Genomic DNA, 21,870 nt, shown 5'->3' with positions numbered 1-21,870 from the left:
TCGGCCGACCGGCCCATCCCGGCGCGCGGCAGCCGCCGGCAAGGACTGCCCACCAGGAGGTACGGAGGGAAGGTCACGACGGTGAGGGCGAGGCGGAAGAACCCGTCACGGCGGCGAGGATCTCGGGCCTGAGCAGGTCCGCCGCATCGTGGTAGGGGATGCGCACCGGGCCTGCGATGGTGGAGCCGCCGCTGGTCCACCCCCAGACGATCTCCAGATGCCCGACGCCGAGGGTCAGCTGCCCCCCATCGTCGACCGACTGCTCGGGGACGCCGAACTTGGGCGGGCGGTAGGGGGAGAAGGTGATCGGCAGGGGTGGGTTCAGCGGATCCCGGTTCCGCCAGTAGCGGTCGATCCGCTGGTTGATCCGCCGCTGTCCGGCCGGGGTGTTCAGGATCTCCGGGCGCAGGATGTCGGCGGGTTGCAGCCTGCGCCCGGTCCGCAGGTCCACAGTGACGGTGACGGCCAGCTCACCGCCTTGGTAGCAATCGGTCCGGTGTTCGAAGCGGTACCGTCCCGACAGCAGCGCCGGGCCTCGCACCCCGAAGCTGAAGCGCGATGTCAGCTGCGAGTTCCGGGAGTTGCATCCCGGCGTGTTCCTCATGTTCGACTCGATGGCCTCGCGCATGAAGGCCAGCTGGTCTTCCACCGGGGCGCGCAGCAGCTCGTTGACACGGCGCTGCGTCTGCGCGTCCCGGTGCCCGCTGATCTGCGGGTACTGCCCGTTCCTGAGCTCCAGACGGCCCTCGCTCAAAGAGAGCGTCCGGTTCAGCGCGGCCGTGGTCACCGTCACCTGGAGCCTTACCGGTGCATCGGCCCGGCGTTCGCTCGTCCCGGCATAGATCGCCGCCCCGGTGACCACGCCGCCGGCCACGACGGCGGCCACGGCGCCGGCGGCCGCCTTGGTCCCGACGGCGGCGAGCAGCCCCTGGCCCGCCGCGCTCGCCCCGGCGGACACAGAACCCGCCGCGCCGGCGCCCCCGGCGGCACCGACCGCGGCGCCCGCCGTCCCGGCCGCGCCCGAGGGGAGGGCCAGCGCGGCCAGCGGGAAGAGCGCGGCCAGCCCGGCGGCGGCCCCGGCCAGGCGTCGCACGCCCCGCTCCAGCCAGTCATCGCCGTAAGCGGCCCGTGCGGCCTCCTGGAGTTCGGCGGCGAAAGCGGCCGCACCGGCCGGGCGGTCGGCGGGGTCCTTGGCCATGCCGCGTTCGACCAGCGGCCGCAGCGGCTCGGGAAGGTCCGCCACCGGCACCGGCGCGTTCAGGTGCAGCGCGGCCAGCTCCGCCGAACTGCCCGCACTGAACGGGCGGCGACCGGTGACGCATTCGTAGAACACACAGGTCGCGGCGTACACGTCGGTGGCCGGGCTCGCCGGGCCGCCCCGCCACTGCTCCGGCGCCATGTACAGGGGCGTGCCGCCCCTGGTGCCCTCGCCGGCCAGGGCGGCGACGCCGAAGTCGACCAGCTTGCTGTTGCCGTCGGCCGGGACCACGACATTGGCGGGCTTGTAGTCGCGGTGCACCACTCCGACGGCGTGCGCGGCGGCCAGCCCGTGCAGCGACCCGCTCAGCACCGCCAGCGCGGCCTCCGGCTCCAGCCTCTGGTACTCCTGCAGGATCCGTTGCAGGGAGACGCCGTTGACCGCCTCCATCACCAGGGCCATGCCCTCGGCCTTCTCGACCAGCCGGTACAGCCGGGCCACATGCGGGTCATCGACCCGTCCCAGCAACCGGGCCTCCCGCCGGAAGGCCTCGCGGGCCGACCGGTCCGCACCCGCGCCCAAGTACTTGATGGCCACGGGAGTGCCCGACCGTTCGTGCCGGGCCAGCACCACCCGGCCCTGCGCGCCCCTGCCGAGCTCGCGTATCTCGGTGAAACCGTCGATTCGCCAATCGCCCATGGTCTCCGTTCAGGAGGCCTGCACCACGGCCGCCGTGGCGCCCGGTCACCTCGCCTGGAGCTTCTTCAGCTGCTCCTGTACCTGCGGATTGGCCAGCGGGCGGGTCACCCCCACCCAGTCGGAGCGCTTGTAGCTTTGCACCCCGATGTTGGGCACGCAGGTGGCGCAGCGGGCGGCGATCATCTTGCCGTTGCCGATGACCAGCCCCACATGGCCGGGCCGGTCCCAGGAGGTGCCGGGACCGGAGTTGAAGAACACCAGGTCGCCGGGACGTTCGGAGCCCTTGGGGATCCGCACCCCGAACGGCCACTGGGTCCAGGTGGAGGGCGGGATGGTCAGCCCGACCGACTTGTAGGCGCCCTCCACCAGGCTGGAGCAGTCCCAGGCGTCCGGGCCGTTGGCGCCGAAGACGTACCGCTTGCCGCGCTGGGCCAGGGCGAAGTCGATGATGCGCTGCACTATCTCATCGACGTCGTCGGGCAGGTTCTCGGTGTCGGAGCACTTGGGGCCGTTCGCCTGCACGATGGTGAAGTCGCCGCCGCCATAGCGCTTGGACCACGACAGCACCAGGTCCACGTAGTCCCAGGAGTGGTTGTACATGTACAGCGCGGTGCGCATCCGCTCGGGGGCGCCGTTGTGCTTGAGGTAGCGCGCCGCCGAGGGGATGGCGTCCGCGGGGTCATAGCGGCTCTTCTTGCCGTCCTTGTTGCCGTCCACGGCGAACGCCTTGAAGGTCGACTCCAGGAACTGCATCGGCCCGCCGGCCCCGGCGTAGTTCTCCCCGGAAGAGACACCGGGCAGCGTCGACCTTCCGTGGTCGGTCTCCACCTTCCCGATTCCTGCCAGGACGTTCCACGGCAGCCCGTAGTCCTTGCCCGCCTTCTTGTACAGCTTCAGGTAGTCGGCGGGGATCGCCTTGGCGTCGGAGGTCTCCTCCGGCTGCCGGCTCGCCTGGCTGGTGTCGACGCAAAACCCCCCTGACCCTCCGCCGTACAGCAGCTGCCCGGCTCCCATGAACACGGGCAAGACGATCAGGGCCGCAAAGAGCGCGCCGGCCGCGACGGCGGCCCCGAGGAACAGCAGACCCCGTCTCATCCGTTCCACTCACCTCCACCGGATCGCCCCAGGGCGCGCCCGGTCAATCGCCCTCGTCGTCCGGAGCGCCCGTGTCGCCGGCCTGGCCCTGGTCGGCGCCGGCCGGTTCGAACGCATACACCCGCAGGGCCGAGCCGTCCCGGGCGATCGTCACGGCGAACTGCTTGCTCTCCCGGGTGGTCGAGCCGGACCTGGTGATCTCCTGGTTGCCGGTGACCAGGAAGATCAGGGAATTGGCCTGGATGTCGTAGACGCTGTCGAGCGTGGCGGTGCTGTGCGCGACGACCTGCTCGGCCCGGCGTTCTTCGATCAGCCCCGGCGCGGACGCGCTCCGGGCCAGCTGGATCCGCAGCTCCTCGGTCACCATGGGGGCGAGCCGGTCGATGTAGGCCTGCGGGTCCTCGTCATAGCGGTAGGTGCCGTAGGCGGCGGTGAACCGCTGGGCCAGCGCGGCCGCGGCGGCGAAGTCCCGCTTGGGGAAGGGCAGCAGCCGGTAGATGTCGAAGTTGTCGGCCGTGACGGCGTCGTCGATGCCCGGAGGCGGCACCGACGGCGCCGCCGGGCCGGCCGGGGCCGCCGGGCTGCCGGCGGCCCGCGGCTGCGCGGAGTCGGCCTCGTCGCCGGGGCCGCTTGCGCCGGCGATCGGTGAGCTCCATCAGTCCTCTCGTTCACTTGCGCCTTCGACCGGACGGAGCCAGAACGGCATCGGCGGGCCCTCGTCGCGGGGCCGGCCTCCCCACAGCGGCGGCGGAGGTTTGCGGGCGGTGCTCTGCCCGGCCCCGTCGCCTCCGCTCCGCGGCCGGGGCACTCCGGCCGCCGGGCTCTTGGGCCGCTCCCCGCCGGAGGACCCTCCGAACAGTCCCCCGCCGCGACCGGCCCCGTTGCTCCCGCCTCCTGCGGCCGAGCCGCCGCCGGACGAGCCGCCCCCGCCGGAGGAGGGCCGGGTGAGGCGGATGCCACCGCCCGAGGAGCCGTCGGACGAAGCGCCGCCGCCGCTCGTCCCGCCGCCGGAGCCCCGGCCGCCCCGGCCGGCCGTCCAGGAGGTGGGTTTGACCGTCCCGCCGCCGACCGCCTCATCCGAGCCGTTCCCGCCGGCCGTCAGGCCGCCGGAGCGCCCGTCACCGGCGGACTTGCTCCGGGAGGGCAGGTTGAGCGGCGGAGCCTCCGCACGGCCGCGTCCGGCCCCCGCCGCCACGCCGCTGCGGCCCCGGCCGGCGACCGCCCCGGCGGTCTCCCCGGCCTCGGCGGTGGCCAGGCCCGCCCGCCGCTCGGCGCCGGTCTCCCCGGCTGCGGCGGCCTCCAACGGTTCCCGCCGCGCCCAGCGCGCCAGGCGGTATCCGGCGGCCCCGGGCACCACCGCGGTGGCGGCGGCCACCGTGCTCTTGCGGGCTTCGGCGATCGACTTGTCCAGGTGGATCTCGCCCTTTTCACGGGCGCCCACCGCCGAGTAGCCGACCGCCGAGAACAGGTGCTGGAACGGCTTGCGGTAGATGAACGCCGCGAAGGTGACCAAGGAAATGAGCAGGATCTGCAGGCCCCAGGGCAGTCCCTCGCTCAGGATGAGGCCGTAGGTCCACAGCAGCAGCGCCAGCACCCCGATCAGCGCGGCCTGCTTGAGCAGCATGGACAGCAGCAGTTCCAGCCAGCGGATCGCGATCACCCGGCCGACCCCCGGATGGATGCCGATGCCCAGGAAGATCGGCCCGGCCACCAGTAGCAGCAAGAAGGCGATCTTCACCACGATCAGTGCGACCGCGATGACCATTACCAGCAGACCGGCGACCATGGCGGCGAACAGCGCACCGAAGGCCACCGCCAGCCGGTTGGTCCAGTTCTTGCCTTGGAAGATCGGGTAGACGCCGGGGTGCTCCTCCTTGATGTTCTTCGCGACCTCCTTGTAGGCGTCGGCCTTCTTGCTCATGTCGAGGTCCCGCTGGCCATGCGCCTCTGACAGGTCGACCGCCTGGGCCCACAACAGTTTGTCGGCGTTGTCCTTGACGATCTTGGCGTTGGGGTCGGCGGTGCCGAACTCACCCATCAGCCAGGGCTTGCAGACCAGCGCGATCCACAGGGTGGTGGCATCGACATCCGGCGAGTCCAGCGGGTTCTTGCCGGTGGGCGAGGGGATGCAGGTCGTGCCCTTGTTGTCGGCCTGCGGCAGTGCCGCGTTGAAGGCGGCGCTGGTGGCCTCCGACACCTTGGTCCCCAGCGTGGTGAAGTCGGCGGGGCGGGCCGATCAGCGCGACCATGGCGGCGACCATCCAGATGGTGCCCTCGCCAGATGGCGCCCAGGATCACCACCCACGACCAGTAGCGGGCGTTGAAGGTCTTGCCCATCCCGCTGATCACGTCGTCGACGGTGCTCTTGAGCCACCCCAGCAGCGACTCGGAGGCCGCCGCCTGGTAGACGGTGATGGTCGTGCGATCTATCACCCGGGCCAGCGTGAAGGTGGTGTTGGCCAGGGCGTTGCCCATCATGTCCATGGCGTCGGAGCAGCCCATGTCCACCGCGTACCAGAACTGGCCGGCGGTGCCGTACCGGTCGTAGTACGTCAGCTGCTCTGGAGGGGTCCGTTTGAGCTCCTCGCTCGGATAGCTCGGGGGTTTGATCAGACCCTCATATCCCGCCCCGTACATCTCCGGCGCGGGATTGTCGGCCGGACGGCAGGGGTCGCTGCCGAAGGGGCCGGCCGCGGCCGGGACGATCGGGCCCAAGACGAGCAGCATCAGGACCGTCAACAGCACCGCGCCCCGGCGGCTCCGGCGGGCGGGGAGGAAGCGGCGCCCGCGTCCGGGCGAGATGACGCCCTCGGCCGGCGACCGCTGCAGCCGAGCGCCTCGCGGCAGGCGCGTCCCGGCCGGCGGCCGCAGGCGGCCGAACGCGCCCGCCGGCCGAACGCGGCTCCGCCACGACCCGTTCATGGGCAGACCTCCTAGCTCTTCAGGGGGGACGTCGGGCGGACCCGGGTGGGGTTGGTGTCCAGCCAGGCCAGCAGCTCCTCCGAGACCAGGTCCACCCCGATCCGGCCGGCCCGGCCGTCCAGATCGCGGAAGATGCACTCGCCGTTGCCCAGGTTGCGCAGTACGGCCTTGTGCTCCTCGGAGGGCTCCACGCCCAGCAGCGACATCACGTTGCCGACCTCCTGCCGCTCGGAGGAGCGGAAGGAGAACACCGACGACAGGCAGTTGGTGACCTGTTCGTTCAGCAGGTCTCCGGCGTTCTGGGAGACCAGGATCAGCGCGGTGTTGCGGGACCGTCCCATCCGCGACACCTCCGGCACCAGCTTGGCGCCCTCGGGGGTGGAGGTGATGGCCCACGCCTCGTCCAGGAAGATCGCCTTGGGCAGCCGGCGGTCCAGGCCGTGCATCAGCCGCCGGGCGAACTGGGAGACCAGGTACATCAGCGCGACCGACAGCCGCTGCTCATAGGAGTAGTCGTCGCGGGAGATCGCCACGTCCGGCAGCGTCAGCCCGCCCAAGGTGAACACGGTCGTCCAGCCGGCGGTGTCGATGCGCTCGCCGCCGGAGGGGTCGAAGCACAGCCGGGCCAGCCGCATCTCCGACATCGACCGCAGCACCGCGCCCAGGTTCTTGGAGGCCGGGTCGTCGGCGTTCTCCAGGTACTCCACCACCTTGCCCAGGGAGGGCCGCTCGCCGTTGGCCACCGCGCCGACCGCCTGGATCATCGCCGACTCGCGCTCCTCCGACATGCGCGGCAGCAGCAGCCGCAGCGTCTCGGTGGCCATCGTCTTCTTGGCGGCCAGGTCGTCGTCGAAGGAGAACGGGTCCAGCAGGCCGGGCGCGGCCGAGCCCAGCGGCAGCACCCGGGCCTTGCGGCCCCGGGCCCGCAGCAGCTCCACCAGGGACTCGGCGTCGCCCTTGGGGTCGATGGCGGCGATCGTCACCCCCCGCAGCGCCATCTGGTAGATCAGCAGCAGCGCCAGTGTGGTCTTGCCGCCGCCGGGCTCGCCGGTGATGGCGACCGCGGTGGGACGGTTGCGGGCCGCCGCCACCAGCGGGTCGAAGTGCACGATGGAGCGGGCCCGGCCCAGGGTCTGCCCGATGTAGGGGCCGATCCAGCCGCCTCCGTTCTCGTCCCGCCGGTCGCCCAGGTCCACGGTGGCGGTGGGCATGCCGCCGGCGATGGTGCGCAGCGGCTGCCGCTGGGCGTAGGCGCCCACCCGGATCCGGTCGCCCGGCAGCGACTCCAAAAACAGCGAGAACTGGTCGCCGGTGGAGTTGACCACGTCGATGCCGATGTCGCGGTAGTGCTCGACCACCGCGTCCACCCGCTGGGCCAGCAGCTCCTCGGTCGGGGCGGTCACGATCAGCCGGTGCCAGCCGTAGACGAACGGCAGCCGCTCCTTGGTGATGCCGTGCTCCAGCATCCGGGCGGCGTCGATCTGCTCGGCCAGCGCCAGCGGCGCCTCCGCGCCGGCCTCCCGGATGTGCTGGTCCATGTCGCGGGCGTGGGCCAGCTTGCGGGAGACGTCCTTGGAGGCCTTGGCCGGGGAGATCAGTTTCATCCGGGAGCTGATCTCCACCGGGAACGGCAGCGCGTCGGCGTAGTGCATCCACGGCTCGCCGTCGGGGAAGGGCATCAGGTCGGGGAAGCGCGCGAAGCTGAGGTAGGCCACGTAGGAGGAGTTGACCGCCCCTCCGGCGCCGTTGGTGCCCGGCTGCTCCATGCGCAGGTAGGAGCGCCCGTTGTGGATCGCTCCCTCCACCAGCGCCTCGATCTCTCCGGCGCCCCAGGTGCGGCGCGGCACCGCCGACGGCGGCGGGTCCTGCAGCGACCCGGAAACCGCGTGCTGGAACAGCCACGCCACCTCCGTCGAGGTGGCGTGGCGGGCGTACAGGGCCGAGCTGCCCAGGGCCCGGCCTATCCGTTCGGCCTGCTCGGTCCAGCGGGCGATCTCCTTGGCGTCGATCGCGTCGTCCTCGATGCCCAGCACCTGTTCGCTGCGCTTGTAGAAGCCCAGCAGCTGGGACAGCACCCCGCCGGACAGCTGAGCGCCCATGCCGCGCGGCCCCAGCCGGACGCCGAGGTAGACCTCCTTGGTCCAGAACTCCTGGCTCCAGACGTGGGCGTACATCTCTTCCAGGTACTCGCGCCAGCCGGGGCCGCCGTCGGAGGTGCGGTCCAGGCTGCGCGCCCACTCGGCGGCCGGGTAGAGACGGTGCGCGATGCGCAGGTGCACTTCGGCGTCCTGCATCCGGATACCGGCCAGCGCGATGGTGATGTTGGTGGCCAGCGCCTCGCGCTCCTCGGCGGTGGTGAACTCATACGACACCGTCGGCAACCGGAAGTACGCCCAGGCCGCCTGGTCGGTCAGCAGGATGCGGTCGTCGAAGTACCGCACCGCCAGGCGGCTGGAACGCGCCCTGCTCCTGCTCATCTCATCCGCTCCGCTCGCCTGTCGCGTCCGTCCGTGCGCGCGCGCCCGCCGCCGGCGGGACGGCGGCGGTGCGGCGCCGCTCCTTCGGCGGCCGTCCCGTCCTCCTCACGGCGCACGACGGCACCCGCTCCTGCAGCGCCCTCGGCGTGTGGTCTGCTCACAGGGTCCCCCGCCTTCTTTCCGGCGCCATCTCCCCCAGAGGCCACATCCGCCCGGCCCTGCACGGAACTCACATCTTCCCTTGCGCCCGGCGCGGGCGCGGCGCGGCGGGCGGCGTCCTCGATCATCCCGGATCGGCGGCGCATCCGGTGCACGTTGCGTTCATATCGCAGCGACGCACCGCATCCCCGGCCTTGCGGCGGCCGTCCGCAGGCGGGGGTGCGGGGCCGGAGGGCGGCGGCGCTCATACGGTGCCCTCCTGCTGCCGCTCCGCGTCCTCGTGCCGCACGTAGCGCTCGGGCAGTTCGGAGAAGCCGCCCGCGATGACACCGGCCAGCGCCAGGTAGGCGCGGCGCGTGGGAGAGCGCAGCGACTTGAGTTCGTTGCGGGGGGCTCGGTCCATGCTGAGGTGATCGTCCCACGGAATGCGCACCAGGGCCCGGCAACGCCCCCGGGCGACCGCCTCGGCCTGCTCGACGTCGGCCATGCTGCGCCGGCTGACCCCGTTGATCACGGTCACCGCGCGGGAGCGCAGCTCGTCATAGCCGTGCCCGTCCAGCCACTCGAAGGTCATCGCCACCGCCCGCGGCGCGTCCGCGCTGGCCGGGGCGACCAGCACGATCTGGTCGGCGTGCGGCAGCACCCGCGCCACCACCGCCGCCGCCGCGTCCAGCAGCGTGATCGAGTAGAACTTGTCGATGGTCCGGATCGCCAGCGCATAGTCGCGGTCGTCCAGCGCCTGCAGCGGGTTCTTGCCCGCGGCGATGACGTCCAGGCCGGACTTGGCCTGCGAGGTGTAGCGGCGCATGGCGGTCAGCGTGGTGACCTGGTCGGCCCGGGTGATCAGGCTGGTGAGGGTCTCGTGGGTGTCGCTGCGGGTGCGCCGGGCCAGCGCCCCGGGGCCGGGGTTGATGTCGATCGCCACCACCGGTTCGCCGCAGTACTGGGCGAAGGTGTGCCCCAGCATCAGGGCGGTGACGGTCTGCCCGGCCCCGCCGGTGCAGCCCAGCACCACGATGCGGCGGGTGCCCTGGAAGGGGCGCTGCAGCCGTTCCTGGTACTCCTCGTCGAGGTGGCTGTGCCCGCCGCTGACCGCCGCGATGAGCCGGCGCAGCCCGCCGCCGGAGGTGCTCTCCTGCTCGGGGCCGGGCGGGGTGATCGCCGGGCCGCTGGGCGGGGGCGGCGACGGGGGCGGCGGGAGCGGACGCGGCCGCACCGGCGAAGCCGGGCCCGAGCGCACCTGCCGGGCCGGGGCCGGCGGCGGAGACGGCTGTGCCGCGTGCTCTGCGCCCGCGACCCGCTGGTCCGGCGGCGGGGTGAACGGCGTCCCCTGGGCGGGTCGGCCCGCCGGCGGCGCGCCCGCGGGCCGGCCGGGGGCATGGCCCTGCGGCTGGGGGAACGGGCCGGGGGCGGGACGGCCCTGCGCGGGCTGTCCCCCGGCCGCGGCGGGCGGCCAGGGCGCCCGGATCGCCGGCTGCGGCCCCGTGGCGCGCCGGTCGGCGGGCGGGTGTCCCACCGCGGGGCCGGGCGGCGGCTGATCGACGGTGCGCGGCGGACCGGCGGGGGTCTGGCCGTGGGGCGGCGGCGCGGCCGGCGGCAGTCCGCCGGGCGGCGCGGCGGGCACGCCGCCGTGAGCGGCGGCGGTTCCGGGAGCCTGCGAAGGAGGTCCGGCGGGCCCGGATTCCCGAGCCGGCCGTCCGCCGTCTGCGGGGGCGCCGGTGTTCCCCTTCGGGTGGGCTCCGGCGACCGGCACCGGCGGCCACACCAGCACGTCCGTTCTCGCCGGGCGCAGCGGCCGGGACAGCCCGTCCCGCCAGGGCCGGGTCGGCATCTGGGGACGGTCCTGCTCACCGGCCTGCGGCTCGGTGGGCGGCCGGTTCTGGGCGGAGGCGGCCTCGGCGGCGGGCTGCGGCTCGGCGGCCGTGGCCTGCCGGCCGTCTTCCCGATCGGTGCGGGCGGCGCCGAACGCCCGGGGCACCTGAGGGATGTCGGGCACGGTGGTGCCCGGGACCTGCCGGGGGATGTCCGGCCGCGTGCGAGGAGCGCCGTCCGCCGCGGCCGTCTCCCCTGCTTGGTCGTCTTCGGCGGGTTCGCGCGCCGCGGTCTCCCGCTGCGGCTCGCCCGCGGCGGGAGCCGCCTGCGAGTCGCCTGCGGCGGCCTCGGCCGGTGTTTCGGCGGCGTCCGGGGCCTCCGTCGCCGCGGGTTCGTCCTGCGGGCCTGCGTCCGGTGTCGGTTCGGTGGCGGCCTCGGCCGCGGCAGGGTCTGTTGGAGCCCGGGAGGGCTCTGCCGGCGCCTCGTCGGCGGTCTTCGGAGCAGAAGGGGCCTCCTGCCGGTCTTCGGGACCGGAGGGCTCGGCGGAGGCCTGCGGAGGAAGGGGCGCCTCCGCCGCCGCGCCGGTGGCCTCCGAGGCGGCGAGGGCGCCCTCCTGCTCGGAGGCGCTGCCGGGGTGCCGGGCGGAGGATGCCGGCGGACCGGCCGACGCATCATCCGCGGCGGCCGGGGGCTCGGGCCGGCGGGCGAGGGGGCCGCTCGCGGCGGGCTGCGCCGAAGGATGGGAGGTCTCAGCCGGTGCCGTGCCGGGGGCGGCAGAGGGCGCAGCGGCGGGTGCGGTCTCGCCGGCCGCGGTGGGCGGGCCGGCCGGAGCCGGAGGCGGGGCGGGCGGGGAAGGCCGCTCCTGCGGCGCCTCGGCGGGCACGGGGCGTGGCGGCGGGACCTGCGGTGCGGGCAGGCCCGCTCGTGCCGGCGCGGGGGCACCCGATGACGTGCCGGGACCGGAGGCGGGGGAGGCGGAAGGCGCCGGGCGGCCGGGAACGCCCTGGGGCCGGGCGGGCTGCGGCCCGGCCGGGGGCACGGCGGGCCACAGTTCGGCGGCCTCGCCGGGCCGTTTGACCCCGGAGGCCAAGGCCCGCCTGCCGGAGGCCGGCGGGGGGACCTCCAGCCGGGGAGTGGCCGGCGGCCGTTCCAGGTCCGCGGAAGGGACCGGCCGAATCCGGGACGGCGGGACGTCGGATTCGTGGGAGATGCTGCGCGGCGTGGTGGGGCGCCACGGTCTGGCGGCGCGGCGGGCGGGCGTCCCGGTGCCGACGGCGGGAGCGTGCCCGGAGGGCGCGGCGGGCGGGGCGGCCGCGGCCAGACCGGCCATCGGGACCACGGCGCTGTGCCGGCGGCGCGCCGGAGCGGGGGTCTGCTCCCGTTCCTTGTGTTCTTTGCTTTGCTGTTCCTTGTGAGCGCGGACGGCGGCGCGGGCGGGAGCCGCGGCCGGGACGGGCGGGTCGGTGCGGCGCCGCCAGATGCGGGCGACGACCACGACCTCACGGGGTTCGCGGATGGGGGTCAGGCGGCACCAGGTGCGGGGCTCGGTCAGGTAGCGCGCCTGCGACAGCAGCAGCTCGGTCAGCCGCTTGCCCTCGATGACGGGACGGGTGGCCAGCCAGGTGAGCACCCCGGGCGGCACCAGGTAGAGCACGTGCCAGGGCGTCTTGAGCGGGACGCCGATGAGCATGAGCAGCAGCACCCAGGGCACGAAGACGCCGACGAAGACGCCGATCTGCACGAGCGGCAGGGGCATCGGCAGGCGCAGGTCGTACAGCTTGTACAACCGCTTCTCGATGCGCCATATGTTCGTGTACGTGGGTAGATCCACGCCCTACTCCCCTAACTGTGACGAGCACAGCGCCGTGCCGACTCCGTCATGGATCCGCACCGGACGTCACCGCCGGACCGGCGGATGGGACCTTCCTCGCCCGCTGCTTCGGCACCCGGCCCACGGCTCCGCGCCGGGCTGAGACACCGCCCGGGACGGCCGCGAAGACGCCCGGGCCGCGCCGGCGGCGAACCGGCCTTCCGGCGGGCCGGTGGGACGGGTGTCGAAAAGGGCTCATTCGTCGCTCAGCTCAAATTCACTCCCAGGGCCGCCGCGATCGCTTTGGCCGTGACCTCGATGATGTTCGGCACATAGAAGATGATTCCGATTCCGATCGCCAGGACGATGAATTGCACAAAACGGGTGATCTCGCGGGTGAAGAGAAAGAAGATCGCCACGATCGACACGATGACGAGGAACAACGGCCCGAAGATCTGACGCAACCAGTCGGCCAGCTGGTCGGTCTTCAATTCGTCCGGCGAAGCCAGAATCAGGTCGGAGATCGACGCCATGGTGTGCAGCAGCATCGACTGACTACCTCTCTGCTTCGGCGGGCTTGCAACGCTTGCGGGGGTCGGGGTCGGCGTATGGGCTCATGTCACTTCCCTTATGGCCCGATGGGTCTGCCCACGCCCCGGATGTCTCTGACGTACCAGGTCCCGTCCTTCTTCACCACCGTGAGCTCATAGGCCGACTCCAACTCCGCAGCGGCGCCCTCGGCGTCCTGTCCGGGCATCCGCCAGGTGACGACGACCGTGACGGTGCGCCGGTCGGCCGGGCCGCGGGGGGCGATCACCTCGGCCAGCCGGACGAAGGTGACGGACTTGCCCAACCCGGTGATGGGCGGGCCGTCGGTGAAGCGGGCCAGCGCGGCCTCCTCGCTGCCGGCGTAGGCCTCGAAAAAGGCCCCCAGCAGCACGGTCTGCAGCTCGCCCTCCAGTTCGCCGTCGCGCTCGCCGACGCCGCGCTGCGGCAGCGCGGCCTTGGCGGGCGGGGGCAGCAGGGCGGGGCGCGCGGAGACGACCATGGCGCCGTCCTTGGCGTAGACGGGCACGGCCAGCGACAGCCAGCGGTCCCCGGCGCGGGCCAGCAGCGTGACGACCGCGTTGTTGTCGTCGCGCACCTCGACCCCGGCGACCTGAACGGACTGCACCTGCTGGGTGCCGACCCCGTTCCAGCCGAACTGGCCCAGCGTGCCGTCGGGCAGGAAGGCCTGCAGCCGGCGCTCGCGCTCGGCGGGCTTCTCCTGGTCGTAGTTGAGGTAGACCTGCCCGAACTGCAGCGCGAACGCCGATGCGGCCGCGGTCGGGAAACGCGAGGCGGGCGACCGGCTGGACGGGGCCTGTGTGGGGGCGGGGTCGGCGGTGAGCCGTTCGATGGGGGCGCGCACGCCGTTGACCACGATGACGATGATCAACGCCCACAGCACCGCCCGGCCCAGCCAGACCCACCAGCGGCCGCCGGAGCCGGCCCAGCGGCCGCCGCGCCGCCTCCCTGCGCCCTCCTCCGGAAAGTCGGCAAGGCCGGAGGTCGTCTCCACGGCACCGGCGATGCCGGGGCCGCTCGTCGCCCCGTCCCGCTGGACGGCCGTCTCCCCGCTGTGTGCCACGGTCCGCTCCCGCGCCACCGCTCGGCGAGCCATCGCGCCTCCGCTCGCGCCTACCCCGTCGGCGCGGTCATCTGCCTGCTCTGGTCATCCTCTGGTCATGGATCGGCTTAGGCCGCATTAGGGCCCGTTCAGCCTAACCCGGCCCAGCCTAACCACGGATGTCAATTGTTCCAGCGACACGCTATGGCGCACACCCCGCCGCGCGGCTGTGGACAACTCGCTCCACCTGGCGCCGGAGCCGAGAAGATGACCCGACGGCCACAATCGACTATCTGCCGCCCAAGTCAGGTCATAGCCGTAAGAATGGCCCGTTGACCTGCTCAAACGTTGAAACGGAACTCCACGACGTCGCCGTCGCGCATCACATAGTCCTTGCCCTCGATGCGGACCTTGCCGGCGGTGCGGGCGGCGGCCATGGACCCGGCCTCCACCAGGTCCTCGAACGAGATGACCTCGGCCTTGATGAATCCGCGCTGGAAGTCGCTGTGGATGACGCCGGCCGCCTCCGGGGCGGTGGCGCCCTTGCGGATCGTCCAGGCGCGGGCCTCCTTGGGCCCGGCGGTCAGGAAGGTCTGCAACCCGAGCGTGTCGAACCCCACTCGCGCCAGCTGGGACAGGCCCGACTCCTGCTGGCCCATGCTCTGCAGCAGTTCCAGCGCCTCCTCATCGGGCAGCTCGATCAGCTCGGCCTCGATCTTGGCGTTCAGGAAGATCGCCTCGGCCGGGGCCACCAGCTCGCTCATCCGGGCCCGCAGCTCCTGATCGGCCAGCTCGTCCTCGTCCAGGTTGAACACGTACAAAAACGGCTTGGCGGTCAGCAGCTGCAGCTCGCGCAGCAGTGTCAGGTCGATGCCGGCCGCACCGGCCCCGGCGAACAGGGTGGTGCCGCCGTCCAGCACCTTCTGGGCGGTCTTAACGGCGTCCACCAGGGCCAGCCCGTCGCGGTCCTTCTTGGTGCGCGCCTCCTTCTCCAGGCGCGGCAGGGCCTTCTCGATGGTCTGCAGGTCGGCCAGGATCAGCTCGGTGTTGATGGTCTCGATGTCGCGCAGCGGCTCCACCGAGCCGTCCACATGGGTCACATCCGGGTCGCGGAACACCCGGATGACCTGGCAGATGGCGTTGGTCTCGCGAATGTTGGCCAGGAACTTGTTGCCCAGCCCCTGCCCCTCGTAGGCGCCGCGCACGATGCCGGCGATGTCCACGAACTCCACGGTGGCCGGGACGATCTTGGCCGAGCCGAAGATCTCCGCCAGCTTCTCCAGGCGCGGGTCGGGCACGCCCACCACGCCCACGTTCGGCTCGATGGTGGCGAACGGGTAGTTGGCGGCCAGCACGTCGTTCTTGGTCAGCGCGTTGAACAGCGTGGACTTGCCGACGTTGGGCAGCCCGACGATTCCGATGGACAGGCTCACGCCAGGCGAGTCTATTGGCTGCCGGGCGTCCCTCCGTACTCCGCGGCCGGCCCCGCGGTCAGCCTTCGACGCGGCGGAGGAACTCGGCCATGTGCCGGAAGGCCGCCTTGCCCTCGGGGATGTAGTCGGCGAACACCGGGAACACGTGCGCCTGCCCGGCCCACTCCTGGTGGACGACCTCGACCCCGGCGGCGCGGGCCCGGCGGGCCACCTCGCGGGAGTCGTCGCGGAGGATCTCGGTGGTGCTGGCGATGAGCATCAACGGCGGCAGGCCCGTCAGGTCCCCGCGCACCGGCGAGAACAGCGGGTCGTCCTCCTTCTTGCCGGCGCAGAACCGCCTGCCCAGCCAGGCGAGCTTGTCCGCCGGGATGAGGACGTCGCTGTGGCGGTTGACCCGGTGGGAGTCGGCGGTGCACAGCAGGTCCGCCCACGGGGACAGGCAGATGGCGGCCCTGGGCAGGGGCCGGCCCTCTTTCTTCAGCGCCAGCAGCAGCGCCAGCGTCAGGTGCCCGCCGGCCGAATCGCCGCCCACGACGACGTCCTCGGCGCGATATCCGCGTTTGAGGAGGAAGTCGTAGGCGTCCAGGGCGTCCTGGAGGGCGTCGGCCGGGGTGTGCTCGGGGGCGAGCCGGTAATCGAGTGCGAATACCGGACGTCCCGTAGCGGCTGACAGGCGCCAGTTGAACGGCCGGTAAAGCCGCGGGCTGCCGAAGAAATAACCACCGCCGTGCAGGTACAGCAGCACCTTGCGTTCATCGGGCATGCCCGCCCGGACCCATTCGCTGCCGCTGGGCCGGCCGATGTCCTCCGGGGTGATCGTCACGCCCGGCGGGACGAACTGCAGCCGGCTCAGCAGGGCGGTGGCCCGCTGCAGGCGCACCAGGCCCGCGTCGCCGTCCGGCCCGTACTGCCAGGCCGATTTGCCGAACATGCGGATGAAGCGCCCGGCCATGCGGGCCTGCGGGGTGGGGCCGTCTTGGGGTTCCAGCGCGATCGCCGCGGCGAGGCGGCGCCTGGCCCCGGCCGCGAAGGGCCGGCTCGAAGCAGCCCGGGGGGTGGCGGGCATCGTGGCCTCCTACCTGCTTCCTGCCGTCCGTGGACGTCATCGCCCGGTGCAAGACGCCCGTCATATCCGACTGGTGAACGGTGAGTCTAATTGCCGGGGCGGGCCGTGTCTCGGCGCGTCGAGTCGGTTCGCCCCCACTGCGGTGCCACGATTCGGGCATGGATCTCGCGCTGCTGCTCGGCCTGGTCCTGGGGCTCGCCTTGGGCGCGGTGGCCGGGTACGCGCTGGCCACCACCCGCCAGGCCGTGCTGGTCGCCCGCGCCAAGGCCGCCGAAGAGCAGCTGAGCCGCCTGGAGCAGCGGCTGTCGGAGCACTTTGAAAGCCTGTCGGCCAAGGCCCTGGACGCCAGCAACCGGCGGTTCCTGGAGCTGGCCGACGCCCGGCTGCGGGCGGCCGGCGCCGAGGCGGCCGGTGAGCTGGAGCGGCGCAAGCAGGCCGTGGAGCACCTGGTGGCGCCGCTGCGGGAGACGCTGGAGAAGGTGGCCGAACAGCTGCGGGAGGTGGAGACCGGCCGCCGCGAGTCCCACGCCATGCTGGCCAAGCAGGTGGAGTTCGTGCGGCGCAGCTCCGAAGAGCTGCGGGCGGAGACCCAGGCGCTGGCGCGCGCCCTGCAGCGGCCCGAGGCCCGGGGCCGCTGGGGCGAGCTGCAGCTGCGGCGGGTGGTGGAGCTGGCCGGCATGATGCGCCACTGCGACTTCGACGAGCAGGTCACCGGCCACGGCGACGACGGCGCGCTGCGGCCGGACCTGGTGGTGCGCCTGGTCGGCGGCAAGACCATCGTGGTGGACGCCAAGGTGCCGCTGAGCGCCTACCTGGAGGCCGCCGCCACCGACGATCCGAAGCTGCGGACGGCGCGGCTGCAGGCGCACGCCCGGCAGCTGCGCGACCACGTGGACCACCTGGCCTCCAAGGCGTACTGGCGGGCCTTCAGCCCGGCGCCGGAGTTCGTGGTGCTGTTCATCCCGGGCGAGGCGTTCTTGGCGCCGGCCCTGGAGCACTCCCCCGAGCTGCTGGAGTACGCGCTCTCCCGCCGGGTGCACATCGCCACCCCCACCACCTTGGTGTCGATGCTGCGCACCGTGGCCTACGCCTGGCAGCAGGAGGCGCTGTCGCGCAACGCGCGGACGGTGTTCGAGCTGGGCCGGCAGCTGTATGAGCGGCTGGGCACGCTGGGCGGCCACATCGACGAGCTGGGACGGTCGCTGAGCGGGGCGGTCAGGTCCTACAACCGGGCGGTGGGGTCGCTGGAGAGCCGGGTGCTGGTGAGCGCCCGCCGGATGAACGAGCTGGGCCTGGTCGATGAGCCGCTTCGGGCGCCGCGGCCGGTGACCGACAGTCCCCGCGCCCCGTCGGCGGCCGAGCTTGCGGCGAAACCCGCCGCGGCAGGCTCCTCCCCCGCCGCCGGCCCGCCCGATGACCTCTGCGATGGCCGGCGTCCGGCCGCGCACTCGCCCTCCGGACCTGTAAGTTTCGGAAAACAGGTCGTCCCCGGTCCGGTCGGCCGGGAGGCGCCGCCCGGGGACGCCGACGGTCCCACCGCCGTGCCCGTCGACGAACGGCATGGCGCGACGGCCGCTGAGGCGGCGGTGCGGGCCCGGGCGAACACGCCGCCTGCGGACGGCGGGTACGGCCATGCCGATGGGGCGAGCGAGGAGGACAGATGACCGCTACGGCGTCGCGCGGCCCGTCCGGGGACGCAGCACCGGCGTCGGCGGGGCAGGCGCCGGCGCGCCGGGGCCGAGCCGGCCGGCCCGCCAGGGCGCGCCGGTCCGGCAGGCCGGGCCGGTCGGCGGGCGCGGTCACCGGCCGGGGCGGCATCGTCATCCTGTTCGGGCTGGGGCTGACCGGTGCGCTGGCCGCGCGCTGGCTGGACCTGGAGCTGCTGGCCGGGCTGGGGTTCGTGGCCGGCTGCGCGCTGGCCGCGCTGACCACCCGCCCGGCGGACCTGCTGACGTTGACGGTGAGCCCGCCGCTGGTGTTCTTCGTGCTCACCGTGGTCGCCGAGACGCTGACCACGCTCGGTCAGGAGTCCCTGCTGCGCGGGGTGCTGGTGGGCGTGCTCACCTCGCTGGCCACCGGCGCGCCCTGGCTGTATGGGGGCAGTGCGCTGGTGGTGCTCATCGCGATCCCGCGCGGGCTGCCGGAGCAAGTGCGCGACCTGCGCAGGCGCCTGGCGGGCAGCCGGATCCTGCAGGAGGACGAGAACGCCGACCCGGTCCGCTGGGAGGAGTCCCCGCGCCGCACCCCGCCGCCGCACCACGGCGAGGTCGACTGAAGGCCCGCCCCGCTCAGGCGGGGGCGCGCAGGTCCTTGCGCAGTTCCTTGGGCAGGGCGAAGCGCATGCTCTCGGGCACCGACTCGATCTCCTCGACCCGGTCGTAGCCGCGCTCGGCCAGCCAGTCCAGCACGCCGCGGACCAGGATCTCCGGCACCGAGGCGCCGCTGGTCACCCCGACCGTGGAGACGCCCTCCAGCCAGGCCGGGTCGATCTGGTCGGCGTAGTCCACCAGATGGGCCGCCTTGGCGCCGTACTCCTTGGCCACCTCCACCAGCCGCACCGAGTTGGAGGAGTTCTGCGAGCCGACCACGATGACCAGCTCGGCCTGCGCGGCGATCTGCTTGACCGCGGTCTGCCGGTTCTGGGTGGCGTAGCAGATGTCGTCCGACGGCGGGTCGACCAGATTGGGGAAGCGTTCGCGCAGCGCCGCCACCGTGGCCATCGTCTCGTCCACCGACAGCGTGGTCTGCGACAGCCAGGCCACCTTGTCCGGGTCGCGGACCTGCACGTTGGCCACATCGTCCGGGCCGTCGACCAGGCGGATGTGGTCGGGGGCCTCGCCGGAGGTGCCGATGACCTCCTCATGCCCCTCGTGGCCGATCAGCAGGATGTCGTAGTCGTCGGCGGCGAACCGCACCGCCTCCTTGTGCACCTTGGTGACCAGCGGGCAGGTCGCGTCGATGGTGCGCAGGTTGCGGGCCCGCGCCTCCTCGTGCACCGCCGGGGCCACCCCGTGCGCCGAGAAGATCACGATGGCGCCCTCGGGGACCTCTTCGGTCTCGTCGACGAAGATCGCCCCGCGTTCTTCCAGCGTTTTGACCACGTGGACGTTGTGGACGATCTGCTTGCGGACGTAGATCGGCGCCCCGTACTTCTCCAAGGCGATCTCCACCGTCCGAACGGCGCGATCGACGCCCGCGCAATAACCACGCGGCTTGGCGAGTAGGACACGGCGGTCGGCGGTGGAGGTCATGGGCCAATTGTACGGGCGAGGGCGGATCCGCCCGCCCCACGGACGCCGCGGCCCGGTGAATAGGGCCGTCCGTCCCGTGTTCGGCGGAACCGCGGCGGGTACCGGCCAGGGAAAGGAGCCGAGCCCGCCGGGTGCCATGATGTGATCCGTTCCACGTTCCGGGCCGCCGGGAAGGGTCCGGCGCGGGGTGCCCGTGATCGCACCGGTGCGGCACAGTGATACAGGACGGCCGTGTTGTGTCGATTCAACGCCATTCGATTGTTCCAAACCGCTTCAGACCGATTTCCGGGGACAGCAGGGAGACGAGGACGATGACCAAGTCGCCGCGCCGCCTCAAACAGCAACTCCAGCACGCCGTGAGCGAACAGGTCCGCGACCTCCCGCTGCACGCGATCCGGCTGGCGATGTTCGGCGTGGGCCGGGCTCTGCTGCTGAGCGACCGGGTGACCAGGGACTACAAGGACCTGCGCGAGCACGGGGTGGGGCCGGTGCTCCACCGGCTCCGCGAGGACGCCCAGCACACCGCGGCGAAGGTCGCCGACCGGGTGGCGACGCTGGTGCGCGGCGGCGAGGAGGAGACCGCGGCCGCCCCCACCCCGGTCGCCGAGCCGCCCGCCGCCCGCTCCAGGCCGCGGCCCGCCCCGAAGGAGATCGCGGTCGGCAAGCCCGCGGCCAAGGCCGGCGCCGAGTCCTCCCCTGCCGCCCGTCCCGAGCCCGCCCCGCAGCCTGAGCCGAAGACCGAGCCGCAGCCTGAGCCGAAGTCCGAGAAGCCCGAGCCGCAGGCCGCCCGCGGCGAGCCGGGTCCGAAGAAGGCGGCCAAGACCGCGGCCGAGCTGCCGGTGCCCAACTACGACGAGGCCACGCTGCCGCAGCTGCGGGCCCGGCTGCGCGGGCTGAGCGCCGAGCAGGTCCGGCTGCTGCGCGAGTACGAGCGCAACCACGCCGCCCGCGCCGAGGTGCTGCGCATGTATGAGAACCGCCTCGCCAAGCTCAACGGCGACCGCTGACGACCCGTTTTCGAGCGGTTTCCGGCCGGACGCCGGGCCCGGTGCGCACCGGGCCCGGCGTCCGGCGTTCAGGGCCGCTCCCCGGCATCCCCGCGGTTAGGCTGCCGGGCATGGCGATGCAGACCTCGGCGGAGTCCCCGGTGCCGGTGCGGACCGTGCTGAACGCGGTGGCCGGCTGGATCGGCAGGCTGGGCCGCATCTGGGTGGAGGGCCAGATCACCGAGCTCAACCGGCGGGCGGGCACCGTCTATCTGACGCTGCGCGACCCGGTGGCCAACATGTCGGTGCGGGTGGTCGGCCCCCGGGCGGTGTTCGAGGCGGCCGGCCCGGCGGTGACCGGCGGCGCCCGCGTGGTCATCTGCGCCAAGCCGGACTTTTGGGTCAACCGCGGGGCCTTCTCGCTGAGCGCGCTGGAGGTCCGCCCGGTCGGGGTCGGCGAGCTGCTGGCCCGGCTGGAACGGCTCAAGCAGGTGCTGGCCGCCGAGGGGCTGTTTCGGCCCGAGCGCAAGCGGCCGCTGCCGTTCCTGCCGGCGGTGGTCGGGCTGATCTGCGGCCGCGAGTCCGACGCCGAGCACGATGTGCTGCGCAACGCCCGGCGCCGCTGGCCGGCGGTGCGCTTTCGCATCGAGCACGCCGCGGTGCAGGGCGCCCAGGCCGTCCCCGAGGTGCTGGAGGCGCTGCGCAGGCTGGACGCCGACCCGCAGGTGGAGGTGATCGTCATCGCCCGGGGCGGCGGGTCGATGGAGGATCTGCTGCCGTTCTCCGACGAGGCGCTGGTGCGCGCGGTGGCCGCCGCCCGCACCCCGGTGGTCAGCGCGATCGGGCACGAGCAGGACAGCCCGCTGCTGGATCTGGTCGCCGACGTGCGGGCCTCCACGCCGACGGACGCCGCCAAGCACATCGTCCCGGACGTGCGCGAGCAGCTGCGGCTCATCCGGCAGCTGCGCGACCGGGGGCGGCGCTGCCTGGCCGGGCGGCTGGAGCGGGAGCTGGCCTGGCTGGAGGCGATGCGCTCGCGTCCGGCGCTGGCCGACCCGGTGCGCGAGGTGGAACGCAAGGCCGAGCAGGTGGAAGGGCTGCGCGAGCGGGCCCGCCGCGCCCTGGCGGCGTCCCTGGAGCGGGAGGCCGATCATCTGGCGCACACCCGGGCCCGGCTGCGGGCGCTGTCACCGGCCGCCACGCTGGAGCGCGGCTATGCGATCGTGCAGCGCCCGGACGGGACGGTGCTGCGGGCGGCGGCGCAGGCCGAGCCGGGCGAGGAGCTGCTGGTGCGGCTGGCCGGCGGCCGCCTGCGCGCCACCGCCGTCGGACCGGCGGATTAGGCTGGGCGCC

Annotated in this window: 16 protein-coding genes; 4 read left to right on the top strand and 12 right to left on the bottom strand. The window is 73.3% G+C overall.

Features of this window, described 5'->3' with window-relative positions; translation table 11 throughout:
* Positions 1-73 precede the first annotated feature (73 nt).
* The 11 genes from BUE48_RS05470 to BUE48_RS05420 all read right to left on the bottom strand — a co-directional run bounded on the left by BUE48_RS05470 (position 74) and on the right by BUE48_RS05420 (position 16,280).
* Complete coding sequence (locus tag BUE48_RS05470; RefSeq protein WP_286989134.1) at positions 74-1,897, bottom strand: serine/threonine-protein kinase; 1,824 nt, start codon at positions 1,895-1,897, stop codon at positions 74-76.
* Positions 1,898-1,942: 45 nt separating this feature from the next.
* On the bottom strand, positions 1,943-2,992 hold the full coding sequence (locus BUE48_RS05465) for a C40 family peptidase (RefSeq protein ID WP_012851472.1): 1,050 nt from the start codon (positions 2,990-2,992) through the stop codon (positions 1,943-1,945).
* Between the two features lie 43 nt (positions 2,993-3,035).
* Positions 3,036-3,539 (bottom strand): hypothetical protein, encoded by a 504-nt coding sequence (locus tag BUE48_RS05460; RefSeq protein WP_286989133.1) that lies wholly within the window; start codon positions 3,537-3,539, stop codon positions 3,036-3,038.
* Positions 3,540-3,647: 108 nt separating this feature from the next.
* Positions 3,648-4,778, bottom strand: coding sequence for a TrbL/VirB6 family protein (locus BUE48_RS05455; RefSeq protein ID WP_286989167.1), 1,131 nt, complete (start codon positions 4,776-4,778; stop codon positions 3,648-3,650).
* A 251-nt stretch (positions 4,779-5,029) separates the two neighbouring features.
* The gene (locus tag BUE48_RS05450; RefSeq protein ID WP_286989132.1) at positions 5,030-5,719 is read right to left on the bottom strand and encodes a hypothetical protein; all 690 of its coding nucleotides are present in this window, start codon (positions 5,717-5,719) and stop codon (positions 5,030-5,032) included.
* A gap of 206 nt (positions 5,720-5,925) precedes the next feature.
* Positions 5,926-8,391, bottom strand: coding sequence for an ATP-binding protein (locus BUE48_RS05445; protein WP_012851469.1), 2,466 nt, complete (start codon positions 8,389-8,391; stop codon positions 5,926-5,928).
* Between the two features lie 403 nt (positions 8,392-8,794).
* Complete coding sequence (locus BUE48_RS05440) at positions 8,795-12,193, bottom strand: TcpE family conjugal transfer membrane protein (RefSeq protein ID WP_286989131.1); 3,399 nt, start codon at positions 12,191-12,193, stop codon at positions 8,795-8,797.
* Positions 12,194-12,438: 245 nt separating this feature from the next.
* Positions 12,439-12,720, bottom strand: a complete 282-nt coding sequence (locus BUE48_RS05435) for a hypothetical protein (RefSeq protein WP_012851466.1) — start codon at positions 12,718-12,720, stop codon at positions 12,439-12,441.
* 80 nt (positions 12,721-12,800) lie between these two features.
* Positions 12,801-13,835 carry a conjugal transfer protein gene (locus tag BUE48_RS05430; protein WP_286989129.1) on the bottom strand — a complete coding sequence of 345 codons (1,035 nt, stop codon included), beginning with the start codon at positions 13,833-13,835 and terminating at the stop codon, positions 12,801-12,803.
* Positions 13,836-14,122: 287 nt separating this feature from the next.
* On the bottom strand, positions 14,123-15,214 hold the full coding sequence (ychF, locus tag BUE48_RS05425; RefSeq protein WP_012851464.1) for a redox-regulated ATPase YchF: 1,092 nt from the start codon (positions 15,212-15,214) through the stop codon (positions 14,123-14,125).
* Between the two features lie 58 nt (positions 15,215-15,272).
* On the bottom strand, positions 15,273-16,280 hold the full coding sequence (locus BUE48_RS05420) for an alpha/beta hydrolase (RefSeq protein ID WP_012851463.1): 1,008 nt from the start codon (positions 16,278-16,280) through the stop codon (positions 15,273-15,275).
* Between the two features lie 158 nt (positions 16,281-16,438).
* Between BUE48_RS05420 and BUE48_RS05415 the strand changes: the two genes are divergently transcribed.
* Together BUE48_RS05415 and BUE48_RS05410 are read left to right on the top strand one after the other, a co-directional pair.
* A complete protein-coding gene (locus BUE48_RS05415) occupies positions 16,439-17,944 on the top strand; it encodes a DNA recombination protein RmuC (protein WP_012851462.1) in 1,506 nt (501 codons plus the stop codon).
* The gene (locus BUE48_RS05410) at positions 17,941-18,555 is read left to right on the top strand and encodes a DUF6542 domain-containing protein (protein WP_012851461.1); all 615 of its coding nucleotides are present in this window, start codon (positions 17,941-17,943) and stop codon (positions 18,553-18,555) included. The genes BUE48_RS05415 and BUE48_RS05410 overlap by 4 nt, the downstream gene beginning before the upstream one ends.
* A 13-nt stretch (positions 18,556-18,568) precedes the next feature.
* Here the strand turns inward: BUE48_RS05410 and BUE48_RS05405 are convergent, their stop codons facing one another.
* Positions 18,569-19,531 (bottom strand): 4-hydroxy-3-methylbut-2-enyl diphosphate reductase, encoded by a 963-nt coding sequence (locus tag BUE48_RS05405; RefSeq protein ID WP_012851460.1) that lies wholly within the window; start codon positions 19,529-19,531, stop codon positions 18,569-18,571.
* Between the two features lie 311 nt (positions 19,532-19,842).
* Between BUE48_RS05405 and BUE48_RS05400 the strand changes: the two genes are divergently transcribed.
* Both BUE48_RS05400 and xseA read left to right on the top strand, forming a co-directional pair.
* Positions 19,843-20,538 (top strand): DUF8129 domain-containing protein, encoded by a 696-nt coding sequence (locus tag BUE48_RS05400; RefSeq protein ID WP_012851459.1) that lies wholly within the window; start codon positions 19,843-19,845, stop codon positions 20,536-20,538.
* Positions 20,539-20,648: 110 nt separating this feature from the next.
* A complete protein-coding gene (gene xseA, locus BUE48_RS05395; RefSeq protein WP_012851458.1) occupies positions 20,649-21,860 on the top strand; it encodes an exodeoxyribonuclease VII large subunit in 1,212 nt (403 codons plus the stop codon).
* The last annotated feature ends 10 nt before the right edge of the window (positions 21,861-21,870 follow it).

It is taken from the genome of Thermomonospora sp. CIF 1, from assembly GCF_001896795.1.
Taxonomy (GTDB): Bacteria; Actinomycetota; Actinomycetes; order Streptosporangiales; family Streptosporangiaceae; genus Thermomonospora; species Thermomonospora curvata.
This window is presented reverse-complemented; position numbering and strand designations above follow the sequence as displayed.

Coding starts and splice junctions, on each gene's coding strand:
- BUE48_RS05470 (WP_286989134.1), bottom strand. CDS start 1,897: ATGGGCGATTGGCGAATCGACGGTTTCACCGAGATACGCGAGCTCGGC.
- BUE48_RS05465 (WP_012851472.1), bottom strand. CDS start 2,992: ATGAGACGGGGTCTGCTGTTCCTCGGGGCCGCCGTCGCGGCCGGCGCG.
- BUE48_RS05455 (WP_286989167.1), bottom strand. CDS start 4,778: ATGGTCGCCGGTCTGCTGGTAATGGTCATCGCGGTCGCACTGATCGTG.
- BUE48_RS05450 (WP_286989132.1), bottom strand. CDS start 5,719: ATGCTGCTCGTCTTGGGCCCGATCGTCCCGGCCGCGGCCGGCCCCTTC.
- BUE48_RS05445 (WP_012851469.1), bottom strand. CDS start 8,391: ATGAGCAGGAGCAGGGCGCGTTCCAGCCGCCTGGCGGTGCGGTACTTC.
- BUE48_RS05435 (WP_012851466.1), bottom strand. CDS start 12,720: ATGCTGCTGCACACCATGGCGTCGATCTCCGACCTGATTCTGGCTTCG.
- BUE48_RS05430 (WP_286989129.1), bottom strand. CDS start 13,835: ATGGCTCGCCGAGCGGTGGCGCGGGAGCGGACCGTGGCACACAGCGGG.
- BUE48_RS05420 (WP_012851463.1), bottom strand. CDS start 16,280: ATGCCCGCCACCCCCCGGGCTGCTTCGAGCCGGCCCTTCGCGGCCGGG.
- BUE48_RS05415 (WP_012851462.1), top strand. CDS start 16,439: ATGGATCTCGCGCTGCTGCTCGGCCTGGTCCTGGGGCTCGCCTTGGGC.
- BUE48_RS05410 (WP_012851461.1), top strand. CDS start 17,941: ATGACCGCTACGGCGTCGCGCGGCCCGTCCGGGGACGCAGCACCGGCG.
- BUE48_RS05405 (WP_012851460.1), bottom strand. CDS start 19,531: ATGACCTCCACCGCCGACCGCCGTGTCCTACTCGCCAAGCCGCGTGGT.
- BUE48_RS05400 (WP_012851459.1), top strand. CDS start 19,843: ATGACCAAGTCGCCGCGCCGCCTCAAACAGCAACTCCAGCACGCCGTG.
- xseA (WP_012851458.1), top strand. CDS start 20,649: ATGGCGATGCAGACCTCGGCGGAGTCCCCGGTGCCGGTGCGGACCGTG.